Below are 16,047 nucleotides of genomic sequence, written 5' to 3'. Positions count from 1 at the left end.
ATCTTCCATGGGCGACTCCCAACTCCGGCCGGCCGGGGCGCGCTCCATGGTCGCGGGGGTGGCTTGGAACGCCGCAGGCCGCGGCCTGCCGCTGCTCCTCGCGCTGCTCCTCACCCCCGTCCTGATCGGCCAGCTCGGCACCGAGCGCTGGGGCTTGTTCACCTTGGCCCTGGCCATGGTGGGCGTGTTCGGTGTGTTCGACCTGGGTGTGGGCCAAGCCCTGACCCGCACCCTCGCCGAGCGGATCGGGGCCGGGCGTGCCGACGAGGGCGCGGAACTGGTGGGCGCGGCGCTCGTGCTCCTCCTCGGCGTCAGCTTCGCCGCCGCCGCCACCCTCTGGTTGTGCGTGCCGGCGCTGGTGGAGCGGGTGCTGCTGGTGCCGCCCGCCTTGCGGGAACAAGCCGTGGGCGGGCTGCGCGTGCTGGCCGCGGCGGCGCCGCTGGTCGTGGTGAACGCGGCGCTCTGGGGCGTGCTGGCGGCGCACCGGCGCTTCCGCGAGGCGAACCTCGTCACCATTCCGGTGAGCATCTTCTATTATCTGGGCCCGGTGCTCGTGCTCCTGGTTTGGGACAGCCTGACGGCGGTGATGCTGGCCCTCGTCGCTTGCCGCTTCGCCAACACCGTGTCTTACCTCTGGTTGGCGCGGCCGTTGCTGCCGGGCCTGTTCCGGCGCCTGCCGCGCCTCGCCCCCGCCCTGCCCCTGGTGCGGATGGGGGGATGGATGACGATGTCCGGCATCACGACCCAGGCCCTCGTTTACGCCGACCGGTTCTTGATCGGCGCGCTGCTGTCGCTCGCCGCCGTCGCGTACTACGCCACGCCGCTCGACCTCGTGCTCCGCGCCTGGATCCTGCCGGTCGCGGTAGCGCAGACCATGCTGCCCGCCATCGCCGCGAGCTTCGCCGCCGACCCGTCGGAAGCCGCGGCGCTGCTCCGGCGCGGCGCCCTGCTCGTCATGGCGCTGGTGCTGCCGGCTTGCCTCCTCCTGGTCGGCGGGGCACGGGAGGTCTTGTGGCTCTGGCTCGGCGGGGAGTTCGCGGAGAACGGCGCCGGCGTGCTGCGCATCCTCGCCGTCGGCATCTTCTTCAGTTGCGTCGCCTTCGCGCCGGCGGCCCTCCTCGACGCCATCGGGCGGCCGGACGCCACGGCGCTGCTGTCGCTCGCGGAAGCGGCGGTGTTCCTGCCGCTCTGCGCCGCGCTGCTCCTCGCGGCTGGCATCGAGGGCGCGGCCGTCGCCTGGGCGTTGCGCGCGGCCGTGGACTGCGGGGCCAAGCTGGTGCTGGCGGCCAAGCTCTATCCGCCGGCGGCGGAGGCGGCGGGGCGCGTCATCGCGCCGCTCGCGGGCGCCGGTGCGGGCCTCCTGGCGCTTCTCGCCGCGGCGGCTTTCGCGCCCCATGGCATCCGCATCGCCGCCCCGTTCGCGGCGGGCGGCTTGGCGCTGGCCGGCTTCGCACTGCTCGCCTTGCGCGCGCTGGACACCGAGGAGCGGGCCTTGCTGCGGCGACCCGCTGCACTCCTTCGCCCCCGCCGCGCGGCCGGGCACCTGCCGTCGTGAGCCCCGTCGCCATCAACGGCCGCTTCTTGACGCAGCGGACCACCGGCGTGCAACGCTTCGCCGCCGAGATGACGGCCGCCTTGGACCGCATGGCCGCGGCGGGCGCCTGCAAGCCGCTGCGGCTGCTCGTGCCGTCCGGCGCCGACGCTTCGGCCTTCCCGCACCTCGCCGTGGAGCGTTTCGGCCGGTTGCGCGGCCAAGCCTGGGAGCAAGCGGAGCTGCCGCGGCGCGCCGGCGACTCGGTGCTGGTCAGCCTTGGCAACACGGCGCCGCTGCTGGCGGGCAGGCGCCAAGCGGTGGTGATCCACGACGCCGGGGTGTTCGACACGCCGGGCTCGTACTCGAAAGCGTTCCGGGCGTGGTACCGCGCCCTACACCGCGCCTTGCCCCGCTGCGGCGCGCGGCTGCTCACCGTGTCCGAGTTTTCGCGTTGCCGCATCGCGTACACCCTCCGCATCGATCCCGGGCGGATCGGTGTGCTGCCGGAAGGCGCCGAGCACATCTTGCGCGAACCGGCCGAAACCGCCGTGTTGGCGCGGCACGGCCTGGAGCCGGGACGCTTCGCGCTCGCGGTCGGCACGCGGGCGGCGCACAAGGGGCTGAACGTGTTGTCCGAGGTGGCGGCGACTCTGTCTATGGAGGGAATGCGGCTGGCGGTGGCCGGCGCGGCCGACCCCGGGGTGTTCCGCAACGCGGCCGACCCATCCGGCGAAGCTGTGGTGGCCCTCGGGCGGGTGACGGACGCGGAGCTGCGCGCGCTGTACGAGGCGGCGCTCTGCCTCATCTTCCCGTCGCGTTACGAAGGATTCGGGTTGCCGCCGCTGGAAGCGATGGCCTGCGGCTGCCCGGTGCTCGCCGCCACCGCCGGAGCGGTGCCGGAGGTCTGCGGCGACGCGGCGCTGTGGTTCGACGCCGCGGGCGGACACCCCCGCCCCGCGGAAGCATTGGAGCGGCTGCTGCGGGAGCCCGGCTTGGCGCAGGATCTGCGCCGCCGCGGCTTGGCGCGCGCCGCGGGGTTCTCTTGGCACGCCGCTGCGGAGCGGCTGCTGGCGTTGTTGCCGACGGGATCGGCGGAGGCGGGACGATGAAGGTCGCGGTCGTTCACGAGTGGCTCGATTGCTATGCGGGCTCCGAGCGCGTGCTCGAGCAGCTCCTGGAAATCTGGCCGGAGGCGGACCTCTTCGCCGTGTGCGACTTCGTGCCCGCGGGCGAGCGCGCCTTCCTCCGCGGCAAGCCGGTGCGCACCACCTTCATCCAGCGCCTGCCCTTCGCGCGCCGGTGCTTCCGGATGTTCCTGCCGCTGATGCCGTTGGCGATCGAGCAGCTCGACCTTTCCGGCTACGACCTCGTGGTGTCCTCCTCGCACGCGGTGGCCAAGGGCGTGCTGACCGGGCCGGGGCAGCTCCACGTCAGCTACATCCACAGCCCCATGCGCTACGCCTGGGACCTGCAGCACCAGTACCTGCGCCAATCCGGGATGGAGCGCGGGTTGAAGGGCGCGCTGACGCGGCTGCTGCTGCACGGGCTCCGCATCTGGGACCGCAGCTCCGCCGCCGGCGTGGACGTGATGGTGGCGAATTCTGGCTACATCGCCGACCGCATCCGCAAGGCTTGGCGGCGCGAGGCGCTGGTGGTGCATCCGCCGGTGGACGTCGCGGGCTTCCCGCCGAACGGGGCGCGGCGGGGCGACCATTACGTCGTCGCCTCGCGCATGGTGCCGTACAAGCGGGTGGACCTGGTGGTGGAGGCGTTCCGGGCCATGCCCTCGCGCCGCCTCGTCGTGCTGGGCGATGGGCCGGAATGGAAGCGCGTGCAGGCGGCCGCCGCGGGCGCCCCCAACATCGAATTGCGCGGCCGCGTGCCGCAAGCGGATCTGGTGGAGGCGGTGCGCACCGCGCGGGCGTTCGTCTTCGCCGCCGAAGAGGACTTCGGCATCGCCATGGTGGAGGCGCAGGCCTGCGGCACGCCGGTCATCGCCTACGGCCGGGGCGGCGCGCGCGACATCGTCCGCGCCCCGCCGGACCCGGAGCCGACCGGCCTGTTCTTCGCGGAGCAATCGGCGGCGGCCATCGCCGCGGCGGTGGAGCGGTTCGAAGCGCTGCCTCGCGGCATCTCCGCCGCGGACTGCCGCGCCAACGCGCAGCGCTTCGGCCGCGAGCGGTTCAAGAACGCGATGCGGCGCATCGTCGCCGACCACATGCTGGACCAGACATGCGATTCTCCCTCATCGTGGCCACCCGCGGCCGCAGCGGCGAAGTCGGAGCCTTTCTCGACTCTCTTGCCTCGCAGGGCCGCGCCGATGCCGAGGCCATCGTCGTCGACCAGAACGAGGACGACCGCCTCGCCCCGGTGATCGCGCGCCACGCCGGCCGCGTGCCGCTCGTGCGGCACCGGTCGGACCGCGCCAACGCCTGCCACGCCCGCAACCTCGGCCTCTCCCTGGCGCGGGGCGCCATCGTCGGCTTCCCGGACGACGATTGCGTCTACCCGCCGGGCGTGCTGGCGCGGGTGGACGCGGCCTTCGCCGCCGACCCCGCGCTGCGCGTCCTGACCGGTCCGGCCGCCTCGCCGGAGGGCGGGCTCGGCTCGGGCCGGTGGCGGCGGGACGGCGGGCCGATCACGCCGGCCAACGCCTGGACCAGCGTGATCGAGTTCAACCTGTTCCTGCGGCGCGAGACCGCGCTGGCGCTGGGCGGCTTCGACGAACGGCTCGGCCCTGGGACGCCCTTCGGCTCGGCCGAGGGCAACGACCTCGTGCTGCGCGCGGTCGCCGCCGGCCACAAGGCGCTCTACGACCCGGAACTGCGCGTCGCGCATCCCGACAAGCGAATGACCGCGGCGGCGGCGGAGCGGGCGCGGCTCTACGGCACCGGCCTCGGCTTCGTGCTGCGCCGGCACCGTGTTCCGACTTCGGTCTGGCTGCCCTTCTTCGTCCGCCCGGTCGGCGGCGCGGCGCTCGGAGCCCTCCACGGCGATGCGGTGGCGGTGCGCCACCATCTGGAGAGCTTGCGGGGGCGCTGGGCCGGCTTCACCGCGCCGGGAAGCGGGGAGGGCGTGCCTTTGCCGCCCCTTTCCGGCCAACCGGCGTGACCGCTATGCGCATCGCCGTCGGCATCGCCACCCGCGGCCGCGCCGCCGTGCTGGCGGAGACGCTGGCCGAGATCGGCCGGCAGCGGCGCGCGCCGGACCGCGTCATCGTCTGCCACGTGGTGCCGGAGGACGTCGCGGGCGTCACCATGCCCGGCGCGGAGTTCATCACGGCGCCCGCAGGCCTGCCGCGGCAGCGCAACGCCATCCTGGACGCCGCCGGCGACTGCGACGCGGTGCTGTTCCTCGACGACGACTTCCTGCCCGCGCCGGACTACCTCGCGGTCACGGAGGCGGTGTTAGAGGCCCGGCCGGACGCGGCGGTGACGGACGGCGCCGTGGTCGCCGACGGCGCGAAGGGGCCGGGCCTCTCGGTCGCGGAAGGCCGCGCTCTGCTCGCCGCCGACCGCCCGGCGCCCGACCCGCTCGCCTGCGCGCCCCACTTCAACGGCTACGGTTGCAACATGGCGGTGCGGATGGCGCCGGTGCGCGCGCACGACCTCCGCTTCGACGAGGCGCTGCCGCTCTACGCCTGGTACGAGGACATAGACTTCACCCGCCGCCTCGGCCGGCATGGCGCCATCCTGCGCCTCCAGGGCGCGCGGGGCGTCCACCTCGGAGTCAAGTCCGGGCGGGTGCCGGGGCGGCGGTTGGGTTACTCGCAGGTTGCGAACCCGATCTATCTCGCGCGCAAGGGCAGCTTCCCGTGGAGCCACGCCCTGCCGAGCGCGCTCCGCCACCTGGCGATGAACGCCGCCCGCGCCGCCTGGCCGGAGCCGCACGTGGACCGCGCCGGGCGGCTCCGGGGCAACCTGCTGGCGTTGGGCGACCTGCTGCGCGGCCGGGCCTCGCCGGACCGGATACTGGAGCTGTGACCGACCTCCTCTTCGTGCTGTCCAAGCTGTTCTGGCTGGCGCTTCGCCCCGGCACCTTCGCCTTGCTCGTCGCGCTGGTCGGCTTGTGGGCCGTGTGGCGCGGACGGCGTTGGGGCCGCTGGCCGATCGCGGCGGGGCTCGGTTTCTACCTGGCGCTGCTGCTGCTGCCGCTGCACATCTGGGTGCAGATGCCGCTGGAGGACCGCTTCGCGCGCCCGGCCGAAGAGCCGGCGCGGGTGGACGGCATCGTGGTGCTGGGCGGCGCGGTGGAGCAAGACCTGACCGAGGCCCGCGGCATCCCGGCGCTGAACGGCGCCGCCGAGCGCATGACGGAGCCGGTGGCGCTGATGCGCCGCCACCCCGGAGCGCGCCTCCTCTTCACCGGCGGCCAGGGCGCGTTGCTGCACGGCGGGCTCACGGAGGCGGACGTGGCGCGGCAGCTCTGGACCGGCATGGGCGTGCCGCCCGAACGCATGATCTTCGAGACCGGGGCGCGCAACACGCACGAGAACGCGGTGCTGAGCCACGCTCTCGCCAAGCCCCGGCCGGGCGAGACCTGGCTCCTCGTTACCTCGGCGAGCCACATGCCGCGCTCCGTCGGCGTGTACCGGCGCGCGGGGTGGGACATCGTGCCGTGGCCGGTGAACTACCGCACCGGGAAGGGGCTCCACGTCTGGTACGCCGCGTCCTTTCCAGGCCGCCTCAGCGAGTTCGAGTGGGGCTTGCGCGAGTGGATCGGCATGGCGGCCTACCGCGTGATGGACCGGACGGACGCCCTGTTCCCGGCGCCGTAGCGGGCTGGCAGCCTACTGCGCGAGGCCGTAAGGCCCCCCGCGCTCCAACGCCGCTTTGTAAGCGGGGCGCGCGTGCAAGCGCGCGACCCAAGCCTCCACGGCCGTATAGCGCGCCCGCTTGCCGAGCTTGCCCGCCAGCTCCGCCACGAAGCTCATCTGGACGTCTGCGCCGGTGAGGCGATCCCCCATGAGGTACTCGCGCCCCCGCAGCGACGCGTCGAGGTGGCCGAGGTGGTTGGCGATCTCGCCCTCGATGCGGGGCGCGAGCGGCGCCCCGGCCTCGCCCAAACGCGACACGTAGAGGTGCAGCATGAGCGGCAGCATGGCCGAGCCCTCGGCGTAGTGCAGCCACTGCACGTACTCGTCGTAGGCGGGCGTCGCCGGGTCAGGCTGCAGCCGCCCGCCACCATGCCGCCGGATCACGTGATCCACGATCGCGCCGGACTCCATGACCCGCACGCCATCGTCGGTGATGACGGGCGACTTGCCGAGCGGGCTCACGGCCTTCAGCTCCGGCGGCGCCAGCCGGGTCTGCGCATCCCGCTGGTAGCGCACGATCTCGTAAGGCAGGCCCAACTCCTCGAGCAACCAAAGGATGCGTTGCGACCGGGAGTCGTTGAGGTGGTGGACGACGATCATGGCGGTTCCTCTGCGGCGGTCGCGGCGCAGCCTAGACGAAGCGGGCCGCGATCCAAGGCGGGGCCGGGTCATGACAACGCGCGGAGCGCTCGCGCCAAACGCGCCTTTGACGAGGCGAAATGATCGCTGATTGCTATACCGGTTGCATGGCGGAGAAGGCAACCATGACGGAAGCGCGAGGCTACAACGCCGGATGGTTCGTGTATTCAGCGATGCACATCAACGAAATCTTCATAGCGTCTTTGTGCATCGTTTGCGCGGGCTTGTGGATGAGCTCCACCAACGTCCTCGTGTCTTCGTCGTGGCGCGAGCGAGGCCAAGTGCTCTCCTGCGTGTACTTCAACGGCTTCCAAGCGAAGGAGCATCAATACGGCAACACGCCGAAGCAGAGTGACCTCGCCTGCCCGATGCTCAAGCTGGGCTGAGCCTCCCCGCGCCGCGCCCGGGGCCCCTGGCGGGGCGCGGCGGCGCGGGCGAAGCTGCGTCGCAAGGAGCGCCGACGCATGGGCAGGAAGCTGTACGACTTGGTGGGCGAAGATCCGGCTTGCCGCTTCAGCCCCTTCTGTTGGCGCAGCCGGCTGGCGCTGGCGCACAAAGGGCTGGACGTCGAGACGATCCCCTGGCGCTTCACCGAAACCGAGCGCCTCGGCTTCTCCGGCCAGGGCAAGGTGCCGGTGCTGGTGGACGGCGACAGCGTCGTGCCCGACTCCTGGGCCATCGCCTGTTGGCTGGAGGACCGCTACCCCGACCGCCCTTCGCTCTTCGGCGGCGAGGGCGGCAAGGCCGTGTCCCTCTTCACCAACAGCTGGGCGGACGGCGTGCAGCACCCGCAGGTCTCACGCATGGTGGTGGCCGACATCCCGCCCCTGCTCGCCCCCGCCGACCGCGCCTACTTCCACGAAAGCCGGGAACGCCGCTTCGGGATGCCGCTGGAGCAGGTCTCCGCCGACCGGGCGGAGCGGGTGAAAACCTTCCGGCGCGAGGTGCTACATCCGCTGCGCGTGACGCTGGAGCGGCAACCCTGGCTCGGCGGCGACGCGCCCCGCTACGCCGACTACATCGTGTTCGGCGCCTTCCAATGGGCGCGTGTGTGCAGCGCCTTCGAGTTGCTGGAGGACGGCGACCCGGTGGCCGAATGGCGGGAACGGGTGCTGGACTTCCACGGCGGCCTCGCGCGCGCGACGCCGGCCCGCCCCGCGCCCGGCTTGAAAGGAGCCGCCGCATGACGATGGCCGAAGCGACCACCCGCCCTGCCGCCGGCGCTCTGTCGCGCATCGACGTGGTGTCCGACGCCGTCTGCCCGTGGTGCTGGATCGGCAAGCGGCACCTGGAGGGCGCGTTGGCTCGTCTCGCGGACGGTGGCGAGCGGTTCGAGGTGCATTGGCGTTCGTTCCAGCTCAACCCCGACATGCCGCCCGAAGGCCTGGATCGCGCCGCCTACCGCGCCGCGAAATTCGGCAGCCTCGAACGGTCGCGGGAGTTGGACGCGCAGGTCGCGGCGGCCGGCGCCGCGGTGGGTCTTGAGTTCCGCTTCGACCGCCAACGCCGCACGCCGAACACGATGGAAGCGCACCGCTTGGTCCGCCATGCCGGCGCGGTCGGCGGCCCGGCGAGACAGGGCGCCGTTGTGGAGGCCCTGTTCCGCGCCTACTTCCACGACGGCCGCGATATCGGCGACCCTGCGGTGCTGGCCGGGGCCGCGGCGGAGGCCGGCCTGGACGGCGCCGCGGCCTTCCTCGCGTCTGGTGAAGGCGCGACGGAAGTGCGCGAGGAGGACGCCGGTTTCCGCCGCCTCGGCATCCCTGGTGTGCCGAGCTTCGCGCTGGCCGGCCACGTGCTGTTCTCCGGCGCGGTGTCGGCCGACCGGATGGCCGACGCCTTCCGCCGCGCGTTGGCGATCCTGCGCGAGCGGCGCGTCGCTCAATAGGTCGCCCGGCCGCCGCTCACGTCGAACACGCCGCCGGTGGAGAAGCTGCACTCCTCCGTGCCGAGCCAGCAGGCCAGCGCCGCGATCTCCTCCACCTCGGCGAAGCGCCCGGCGGGGATTTTGGAGAGCATGTAGGCGATCTGCGCCTCGGTCATCTGCTTGAAGATGTCCGTCGCGGCCGCGGCTGGCGTCACGCAGTTCACCCGCACCCGCGTCGCGGCCAACTCCTTGCCGAGCGACTTGGTGAAGCCGATGACGCCCGCCTTGGCGGCGGAATAGGCGGCGGCGTTCGGGTTGCCCTCCTTGCCCGCGATGGAAGCGATGTTGACGATGCGGCCGTAGTCCCGCGCGCGCATACCGGGCACCACGGCGCGGCAGCACAGGAACACGCCGGTCAGGTCCACCTCGATCACGCGGCGCCAAGCCTCGACCGGGTACTCCTCCACCGGCGCGTTCGGCCCGGTGATGCCGGCGTTGGCGAACAGGATGCCCACCGGGCCGAGCGCCGCCTCCGTCCCGGCGAGCGCTTCCGCGATCGCCGCCTCGTCCGCCACGTCCACCCGTGCGGCGTGCCCGCGGAGGCGTTCGGCGACCTTCCGCGCCTCCGCCCCGTCCATGTCCCAGACCGCCACGCGCGCGCCGCTCGCCGCCGCGCGCTCGGCTATCGCCAAGCCGATGCCCCGCGCGCCGCCCGTCACGACCGCGACGCGCCCTTCCATGTCGAGCTTGTTCACGCGCTGCTCCCTTCGCCGAAGGCGGGCGATCCGCCTGGCGGTCCGCGCTCCGGCAGCGGCGCCGCCGGCACCGCGGAGATGACCACCACCGCGTTCGCGTAAGGGTACTCGTCCGTCATGGTCAGCGCCACCTGCGCCGTGTGGCCTGGTGGTGTGATGGCGGCCAAGCGTTCCGCGGCGCCACCCGTCAGCTTCAGTGTCGGCTGGCCGCTGCGGAGGTTGACCACGCCCAGGTCGCGGAAGAACACGCCGTCGCGGAAGCCGGTGCCGAGCGCCTTGGACGCCGCTTCCTTGGCGGCGAAGCGCTTGGCGTAGGTGGAAGCGCGGACGCGCTCCGTGCGCCGCTCCGCCTTGGCGCGCTCGACGGGCGTGAACACCCGCTCGACGAAGCGCTCGCCGTGCCGCTCCAGGGTGCGCTCGATCCGGCGGATGTCCACGGTGTCGTTGCCGATGCCGAGGATCATCCGCGCGCCCGCTCCACCCGCAGGTTCTCCACCGGCGCCCGGAGCGTCGCCATGATGCGCTCCAGGTGCCGCAGGTCCGCCACCTCGATGTCGAGCGCCACCTCGCAGCTGTCTTCGTCGCGGTGCAGCACCTTCAACCCCGTCACCACGCCGTCCTGCTTCGCAACCGCGTCGGTGAGGGCGGAGAGCGCGGAGGGCCGGCTGCGCGTTTCCACCAGCACGCGGCCGGTGCGCGCGCCGGCCGCGGTCTCGTCCCAATCCACGTCGAGGAAGCGTTCCGGCGTCTGCGAGAAGGCTTCCAGGCTGTGGCAATCCGCCGCGTGGACCGTCACGCCCTTGCCCGTGGTCACGATGCCGATGATGCGCTCGCCCGGCAGCGGGTGGCAGCACCCGGCGAAGTGGTAGGGCATGCCGCTGACGAGTCCGGTGATGGGCAGCCCGCCCGGCCCCGGCGTCGGACCGCCCCGTGCCGTCGCCGCCCCGGGCCGCTCCGCCGCCCGCCCCAGCAGCGGCCCAGCGCCGATCCGCCCGCGCGGCCGGGCCAGCGGCGACGTGTCGTTGATGCGCGGCGGGCTCCGCAGTTCCGGCACGGCGGCGTGGACCACCTCGCGCGGCGTCAGCGCGCCGGAGCCGACCGCGACGTACAATTCCTCCAGCCCGGGCTGCTTCAACGCCTTGAGCGCGCCTTCGAGCAGCTTCTCCGAGATGTCGAGCCCTTCCTGCCGCGCGGCCTTGACGATGGCGGAGCGGCCGTTCTGCGCGTGCTCTTCCCGTTGCCGGGCGTGGACGAAGCGCCGGATGCGCGCCCGCGCCTTGCCGGTGACGACGAAGCGCTCCCAGGCCGGGTTGGGCGAGCCGCCGCGGGCGGTGATGATCTCGACCTGGTCACCGTTCTCCAGGTGGTGGCGCAGCGGGACGATCTTCCCGTTCACCTTGGCGCCGACGCAACTATCGCCGACCTGGCTGTGGACCTGGTAGGCGAAGTCCACCGGCGTCGCCCCGCGCGGCAGTTCGATCAGGTCGCCCTTGGGCGAGAAGCAGAACACCAGCTCGCGGTGCAGTTCGAGCTTGGTGTGGTCCAGGAAGTCCTGCGGCCCTTCGGCGTTCTCCAGGATGTCGAGCAGCGCGCGCACCCAAGGGTAGCGCCGCGGCGCCTTCTCGTCGCCGCCGACCTGCTTGTAGATCCAATGGGCGGCGACGCCGTACTCCGCCACCTCGTGCATCGCGCGGGTGCGAATCTGTACCTCGATCTTGGCGTTGCGCCGCTCCGGCACCGTGACGCCGGTGTGGAGGGACTGGTAGCCGTTCGATTTCGGCGTGGAGATATAGTCCTTGAAGCGCCCGGGGACCACTCGGTAGGCGTCATGGATGGCGCCGAGCGCCGCGTAGCACTGCGCCCGGTCCTCGACGACGACACGGAAGGCCATGACGTCCGAGAGCGCCTCGAACCCCACGTTCTTCTTCTGCATCTTGAGCCAGATCGAGTAGGGCGCCTTCTCCCGCCCCACCACGTCGAGCACCGGCACGTCGTGCGCGGCCAGCACGCGCCGCAGGTCGCGCTCGATGTCGCGGATCAGGTCCGCGCCCTGCCCGCGCAGGAAGGCGAGGCGCGCGGCGATGGTCTGCCGCGCCTCGGGGTGCAGCTCCTGGAAGGCGAGCGTCTCCAGCTCGGTCTTCAGCGCGTCCATGCCGATGCGCTCGGCCAGCGGCGCGAACAACTCCAGCGTTTCGCGCGCCGTCCTGCGGCGGCGCTCCGGCTGCGGGACGAAGTGGAGCGTCCGCATGTTGTGCAGCCGGTCGGCGAGCTTGACGAGCAAGACGCGGATGTCCTCGCTCATCGCCAGCACCAGCTTGCGGAGGTTCTCCGCCTGCTTGGTGCGCTCGCTCTGCAGCTCGATGCGCGTCAGCTTGGTGACGCCGTCCACCAGACGCGCCACCTCCGCGCCGAACTGGCGGCCGATCTCCTTGAGCCCGACCGCCGTGTCCTCCGCCACATCGTGCAGCAGGGCGGTCGCGATGGTGGCGGTGTCGAGCCGGAAGCCGGCGAGTATGCCGGCGACCGCGAGCGGGTGGGTGATGTACGGGTCGCCGTTGTCGCGCGCCTGCCCTGCGTGGGCTTCGGCGGCGAGGAGGCCGGCCCGCTCGATCAGCGCGGCGTCGGCACGAGGGTCGTAGGCGATGACCCGCGCCGCGAGGTCGGCCGCCTCGGCGACACCGGTCGGCGGCGCTTGCGCGACGGACGGGGCGGATGCCGTGCCTTCGGGCGCGCGCGGCAACGGGGCCGAAATCCCCCCGGTGCCGTGCGCGGTCAATGCTTCCCCCTCAGCGGCGGCCCGCGCCGCCGCCGAGTTCGGCCGCGATCGCGGCCTCGATGTCGTCGGGCGACAAGTCCTCGGCCGCCGCCTCGGCGGGCAGCTCGTCGCTGACGTCCATGACGCCGAAAATGTTCTCGTCGGTGGCGATGAGGTCGAGCACCTCCTCCTCCGCCGGCTCCGGCTCGGGGGCGCGCTGGAGCGATTTGATGAGGTCGGCCTCGACGGCGGCGAGGTCGATGGTGGTCTCCGCGATTTCGCGGAGCGCGACCACCGGGTTCTTGTCGTTGTCCCGGTCGACGGTCATCTCTTCGCCGCGGCCGATGTTGCGGGCGCGTTGCGCCGCGAGCAGGACCAGCTCGAATCTATTCGGAATTTGGACGATACAATCTTCAACCGTCACGCGCGCCATGGGGACCTCGCAAGAACTGGGGCGCGTTGGGAGTCGCGCCAATGGCGGGAAACCAAGGAGATAGCCATCGCCCGGCGGTCACGCAAGGCGTTCGGCCGCACCGCAGCATGGCCGGAGGGATGCCATCTCACCCCGGGATCGGTTTCGGGAGGTTCGAATCCGGCAGGTCGGCCAGCAGATCTTCGACGGTGCGTCCGAGGACTGGATGCCGCCAGCCGGGCCAGATATCGGCCAATGGCTGCAACACGAAGCGGCGCAGGTGGGCGCGCGGGTGCGGCAAGATCGGGGGAGGCGCCTCGCGCTGAAGACCGTCCATGGCGATGAGATCGAGGTCCAGGGTCCGGGGCGCGTTCGGGAAGGGACGCGCCCGGCCTGCGGCGTCCTCCAAGGCGTGCAGCGCAGCCAGGAGTCGCGCCGGATCGGCATCGCCACCGCCCCCCTCGTGTTCCAAAAGCGCGACGCCATTGACGAACGGCGGCGCACCCGGCAGGGGAGGCTCGGGAAGCGTCCGGTACCAACGCGAGCGCATCGCCAGCCTCCAGCCCGGCAACCGAGCGAGGGCCGCGACGGCACTCTGGCAGGTCTGGAGCGGGCTGGAACCGTCGGCGGCGGCTAGGTTCGAACCGATCGCAACGATAGCCGCATTTTTTCGCTCGCGTATTATAATGATTGTTCTATCCTGCGTGGGACGGACGCTTTGACCCGCATTTCGAGAGCCACGGCCTTGCCCGAAGAACGCACCGAACGCCTAGGCGTTTTCATCGATGGCGCCAACCTCTACGCCGCATCCCGCACCTTGGGATTCGACGTGGATTACAAGAACCTGCTCGCCCACCTCCGGCGGCAGGGCTACTTGGTCCGCGCCTACTACTACACCGCCCTGCTGGAAACGGACGAATACTCGCCGCTCCGTCCGCTCGTGGACTGGCTCGGCTACAACGGCTACGCCGTCGTCACCAAGCCAGCCAAGGAGTTCACGGACGCCACCGGTCGCCGCCGGGTGAAGGGCAGCGTGGACATCGAGATGGCGGTGGACGCGCTGGACCTGTCGCCGCACCTGGACCATGTCATGCTGTTCACCGGCGACGGCGACCTCCGCCGCTTGGTGGAGTCGCTGCAACGGCGCGGCCTCCGGGTGACGGTGGTGTCCACCATCCGCACCCAGCCGGCCATGATAGCGGACGAGTTGCGCCGGCAAGCCGACATGTTCCTGGACCTCGCGGACTTGGCCGAGCACATCACCCGCCGGCAGGTGGAACCGCGCCCGCGCCTCGCCACGTCCCGAGGGTCCGCCGCCGCGGCGATGGCCGCCCCCGCCTCGACGCGCGCCACGCCGGCTGAGCCCTTCCGGGACATAGACCTGCCGGAGTAGCTCTTCCGCCGATGGCAGGCGCCGACCAGTCCACCGATCCGGGCCGCGATTGCCCGCTCTGCCCGCGGCTGGTCGCGTTGCGCGAGGCCAACCGCGCGGCGGAGCCGGCTTGGCACAACGCGCCGGTCCCGTCCTGGGGACCGAGGGGGGCGGCGCTGCTGGTGCTCGGCATGGCTCCGGGGCAGCGCGGCGCCAACCGTACTGGGCGGCCTTTCACCGGCGACTACGCGGGCCGTCTGCTCTACGCGACCTTGCTCAAGCAAGGCCTCGCCGAAGGCGGTTACGAGGAGCGGCCAGACGACGGGCTTGTGCTCACCGGCTGCCGCGTGACCAACGCGGTGCGCTGCGTGCCGCCGGCCAACTTGCCGCAGCCGGTCGAGACCCGGACCTGCAACCGCTTCCTGCAAGCCGAGTTGGCGGCGATGCCGGCGCTCAAAGTCGTGCTGGCGCTCGGCACCTTGGCGCACGGGGCGCTGCTGCGCGCGGTCGGGCTTCCGGTGAGCCGGCACCGCTTCGCGCACGGCGCGGCCTACGCGCTGCCGGACGGGCTGGTGCTGGCCGACAGCTACCACGTCAGCCGCTACAACACCTCCACCAAGCTGCTCACGCCGGAGATGTTCGAGGCGGTGGTGGCGGAGGCGAAGCGGATCGCCTACGGAGCGTCCGAGTAGCGCTCCTCCTTCCAGGGGTCGGCCTCGTTGTGGTAGCCGCGGACCTCCCAGAAGCCGGGACGGTCGGCGCCGAGCAGTTCGATCCGCGTGACCCACTTCGGGCTCTTCCAGAAGTAAAGGCGCGGGATCACCACGCGCACCGGGCCGCCGTGCTGGCGGGTCAGCGGCGCGCCTTCCCAGGAATGGGCGAGCAGCGCCTCCTCGCGGGCGAACTCGGCCAGCGGGACGTTGGTGGTGTAGCCGTCGTAGCTCGTGAAGGAGACGAAGCGCGCGGCCGGTTTTGGCCGCGCCAAGTCCAGCAGGGTGGAGGCGCGGACGCCCTGCCAGCGGTTGTCGTAGCGGCTCCATTGGGTGACGCAGTGGATGTCGTTCACCGCCTCCGCCTGCGGCAGCGCCATGAAGGCGTCCCAGTCCAGGCGGAGCGGCGCTTCCACCAGACCTTCCAGGCGGAGGCGCCACTTCTCCTTGGCGATGTCGGGCTGCACGCCGAGGTCGAGCACCGGCCAATCCTGCACGAGGCGCTGGCCGGGCGGCAGGCGGTCGCGCGACGGGTCGGCGGTCTGGCCGGTCAGCAACCGGCCCTCGCGCGCCCACTCCTGCTTGGTCTCGACCAGCTTCTCGCGGACGCGGCCGGTCAGCGGAATCTTGTCGTCCTCGTCGTCCATCGCGCTTCTCCTGCCACGATGGAATACCCGGCGCCGCTGAGGGTTGCCACGGGCCGCGCCCTCACCCTTGCGGCGGAACGCGGTCGAGGAAGCCGGTGACGTCGCGGAGGCGCCCGTCGGCGGAGACCACCGCGAAGTCCGTCCCCTCCACCACCCCCTCGCCGCCCGCTGGGCCGAGCGACCAGGAGAAGCGGACGCGGTCGCCGTGGCCGTCCGCCCGGCCCTTCGGCGCAAAGCGGAACTCGGGGAAACGGGCCTGCACGCCCTCGATGAGAGCCCCGATCCCGGCGTGGCCCTCGCCCCGCATCAGCGGGTCCGCGTAGACGGCGTCCTCCGTCCAGAGTGCGGCGACCAAGGCCTGGCGGCGCTCCACGTCGCGCTCGTTCCAGCAGGCGATGTAGCGGTCGGCGATGGCTTGCGCATCGTGCGACATGGTTTCGCTCCGCGTGTTCCGCCGGGCGGAATCGCGCGGCATCGCCGGGGAAGCTGCCGGAGGGCGCGGCGGCAGGCGATTACGCGCGGGGTAAGCGCACTCGAGAT

18 protein-coding genes and 1 pseudogene are annotated in these 16,047 nt (G+C 72.2%); 11 read left to right on the top strand and 8 right to left on the bottom strand.

Annotated elements, in window-relative coordinates; all coding sequences use genetic code 11:
* Positions 1 to 7: 7 nt before the first annotated feature.
* From ABD067_RS14520 to ABD067_RS14495, 6 genes and pseudogenes are all read left to right on the top strand, one after another.
* Positions 8 to 1,555, top strand: a complete 1,548-nt coding sequence (locus ABD067_RS14520) for a flippase (RefSeq protein WP_343896033.1) — start codon at positions 8 to 10, stop codon at positions 1,553 to 1,555.
* Positions 1,552 to 2,643 carry a glycosyltransferase family 4 protein gene (locus ABD067_RS14515; RefSeq protein WP_343896032.1) on the top strand — a complete coding sequence of 364 codons (1,092 nt, stop codon included), beginning with the start codon at positions 1,552 to 1,554 and terminating at the stop codon, positions 2,641 to 2,643. The genes ABD067_RS14520 and ABD067_RS14515 overlap by 4 nt, the downstream gene beginning before the upstream one ends.
* Positions 2,640 to 3,908 (top strand): glycosyltransferase, encoded by a 1,269-nt coding sequence (locus ABD067_RS14510; protein ID WP_343896031.1) that lies wholly within the window; start codon positions 2,640 to 2,642, stop codon positions 3,906 to 3,908. Before ABD067_RS14515 ends, ABD067_RS14510 begins: the two co-directional genes overlap by 4 nt.
* A pseudogene (locus ABD067_RS14505) lies at positions 3,830 to 4,645 on the top strand (glycosyltransferase family 2 protein); the annotation flags it as partial. The gene ABD067_RS14510 and the pseudogene ABD067_RS14505, both read left to right, overlap by 79 nt.
* Before the next feature lie 5 nt (positions 4,646 to 4,650).
* Positions 4,651 to 5,517 carry a glycosyltransferase family 2 protein gene (locus ABD067_RS14500; protein WP_343896030.1) on the top strand — a complete coding sequence of 289 codons (867 nt, stop codon included), beginning with the start codon at positions 4,651 to 4,653 and terminating at the stop codon, positions 5,515 to 5,517.
* Complete coding sequence (locus ABD067_RS14495; protein ID WP_343896029.1) at positions 5,514 to 6,311, top strand: YdcF family protein; 798 nt, start codon at positions 5,514 to 5,516, stop codon at positions 6,309 to 6,311. Before ABD067_RS14500 ends, ABD067_RS14495 begins: the two co-directional genes overlap by 4 nt.
* 12 nt (positions 6,312 to 6,323) lie before the next feature.
* Here ABD067_RS14495 and ABD067_RS14490 read toward each other — a convergent pair whose 3' ends face one another.
* A complete protein-coding gene (locus ABD067_RS14490; RefSeq protein WP_343896028.1) occupies positions 6,324 to 6,950 on the bottom strand; it encodes a glutathione S-transferase family protein in 627 nt (208 codons plus the stop codon).
* A 164-nt stretch (positions 6,951 to 7,114) separates the two neighbouring features.
* On the opposite strand from ABD067_RS14490, the gene ABD067_RS14485 reads away from it, so the two are divergent.
* The 3 genes from ABD067_RS14485 to ABD067_RS14475 all read left to right on the top strand — a co-directional run bounded on the left by ABD067_RS14485 (position 7,115) and on the right by ABD067_RS14475 (position 8,877).
* On the top strand, positions 7,115 to 7,375 hold the full coding sequence (locus tag ABD067_RS14485; protein ID WP_343896027.1) for a hypothetical protein: 261 nt from the start codon (positions 7,115 to 7,117) through the stop codon (positions 7,373 to 7,375).
* 78 nt (positions 7,376 to 7,453) lie between these two features.
* Positions 7,454 to 8,176 (top strand): glutathione S-transferase family protein, encoded by a 723-nt coding sequence (locus ABD067_RS14480; protein ID WP_343896026.1) that lies wholly within the window; start codon positions 7,454 to 7,456, stop codon positions 8,174 to 8,176.
* Positions 8,173 to 8,877, top strand: a complete 705-nt coding sequence (locus tag ABD067_RS14475; protein ID WP_343896024.1) for a DsbA family oxidoreductase — start codon at positions 8,173 to 8,175, stop codon at positions 8,875 to 8,877. Before ABD067_RS14480 ends, ABD067_RS14475 begins: the two co-directional genes overlap by 4 nt.
* On the opposite strand, the gene ABD067_RS14470 is transcribed toward ABD067_RS14475, so the two are convergent.
* The 5 genes from ABD067_RS14470 to folK form a co-directional block, all read right to left on the bottom strand.
* Complete coding sequence (locus tag ABD067_RS14470) at positions 8,871 to 9,611, bottom strand: SDR family NAD(P)-dependent oxidoreductase (protein ID WP_343896023.1); 741 nt, start codon at positions 9,609 to 9,611, stop codon at positions 8,871 to 8,873. The two genes, ABD067_RS14475 and ABD067_RS14470, sit on opposite strands and share 7 nt — an antisense overlap.
* Complete coding sequence (gene acpS, locus ABD067_RS14465) at positions 9,608 to 10,075, bottom strand: holo-ACP synthase (RefSeq protein ID WP_343896022.1); 468 nt, start codon at positions 10,073 to 10,075, stop codon at positions 9,608 to 9,610. Before acpS ends, ABD067_RS14470 begins: the two co-directional genes overlap by 4 nt.
* Complete coding sequence (locus ABD067_RS14460) at positions 10,072 to 12,351, bottom strand: RelA/SpoT family protein (protein ID WP_343896021.1); 2,280 nt, start codon at positions 12,349 to 12,351, stop codon at positions 10,072 to 10,074. Before ABD067_RS14460 ends, acpS begins: the two co-directional genes overlap by 4 nt.
* 46 nt (positions 12,352 to 12,397) lie before the next feature.
* Positions 12,398 to 12,799 carry a DNA-directed RNA polymerase subunit omega gene (rpoZ, locus tag ABD067_RS14455; protein WP_343896020.1) on the bottom strand — a complete coding sequence of 134 codons (402 nt, stop codon included), beginning with the start codon at positions 12,797 to 12,799 and terminating at the stop codon, positions 12,398 to 12,400.
* 127 nt (positions 12,800 to 12,926) lie between these two features.
* Complete coding sequence (folK, locus tag ABD067_RS14450; protein ID WP_343896048.1) at positions 12,927 to 13,427, bottom strand: 2-amino-4-hydroxy-6-hydroxymethyldihydropteridine diphosphokinase; 501 nt, start codon at positions 13,425 to 13,427, stop codon at positions 12,927 to 12,929.
* Between the two features lie 96 nt (positions 13,428 to 13,523).
* On the opposite strand from folK, the gene ABD067_RS14445 reads away from it, so the two are divergent.
* Both ABD067_RS14445 and ABD067_RS14440 read left to right on the top strand, forming a co-directional pair.
* On the top strand, positions 13,524 to 14,171 hold the full coding sequence (locus ABD067_RS14445) for a LabA-like NYN domain-containing protein (protein ID WP_343896019.1): 648 nt from the start codon (positions 13,524 to 13,526) through the stop codon (positions 14,169 to 14,171).
* Between the two features lie 11 nt (positions 14,172 to 14,182).
* Positions 14,183 to 14,842: a uracil-DNA glycosylase gene (locus ABD067_RS14440; protein ID WP_343896018.1), complete on the top strand. Its 660-nt coding sequence runs from the start codon at positions 14,183 to 14,185 to the stop codon at positions 14,840 to 14,842.
* Here ABD067_RS14440 and ABD067_RS14435 read toward each other — a convergent pair.
* Positions 14,824 to 15,507 carry a sulfite oxidase-like oxidoreductase gene (locus ABD067_RS14435; protein ID WP_343896016.1) on the bottom strand — a complete coding sequence of 228 codons (684 nt, stop codon included), beginning with the start codon at positions 15,505 to 15,507 and terminating at the stop codon, positions 14,824 to 14,826. The genes ABD067_RS14440 and ABD067_RS14435 overlap by 19 nt on opposite strands.
* A 61-nt stretch (positions 15,508 to 15,568) precedes the next feature.
* Positions 15,569 to 15,940, bottom strand: coding sequence for a nuclear transport factor 2 family protein (locus ABD067_RS14430; RefSeq protein WP_343896015.1), 372 nt, complete (start codon positions 15,938 to 15,940; stop codon positions 15,569 to 15,571).
* Positions 15,941 to 16,047 lie beyond the last annotated feature (107 nt).

Source organism: Craurococcus roseus (assembly GCF_039523795.1).
Classification (GTDB): domain Bacteria; phylum Pseudomonadota; class Alphaproteobacteria; order Acetobacterales; family Acetobacteraceae; genus Craurococcus; species Craurococcus roseus.
Note: the sequence above shows the minus strand (reverse complement) of the source record. Positions and strands in the feature narration are given on the sequence as shown.